The organism is Actinobacillus minor NM305 (assembly GCF_000175195.1).
Classification (GTDB): domain Bacteria; phylum Pseudomonadota; class Gammaproteobacteria; order Enterobacterales; family Pasteurellaceae; genus Haemophilus_A; species Haemophilus_A minor.
This window is the reverse complement of the sequence record NZ_ACQL01000033.1, coordinates 1-215: the sequence shown is the minus strand read 5'-3', so window position 1 is coordinate 215 and position 215 is coordinate 1. Positions and strand designations below refer to the sequence as shown.

The following is a 215-nucleotide window of genomic DNA, read 5'->3' as shown; positions in this document are numbered from 1 at the left end:
CTACCAGTGTAAGTTCAAGCTATAAATCGATTTTGATGGCGCTTGATAACACTCAAGTTACCGGCAACGAAGGCATTGTCGAACATCAAATTGACCGCTCAATCAACAATCTCTGTGCGATTGCGTCAAGAAGTATGCAATATACCGACCGCCAAGTGATTGAGATAATGGTAAGTAAACCGAAGGGGATTTAAGGTGCAAGCGGTCAGATTTGT

At 42.8% G+C, this 215-nt stretch carries 1 pseudogene; it reads left to right on the top strand.

From position 1 onward, the window contains the following. Positions 1-194, top strand: a pseudogene (locus AM305_RS11895) (serine dehydratase subunit alpha family protein); the annotation flags it as partial. Positions 195-215 lie beyond the last annotated feature (21 nt).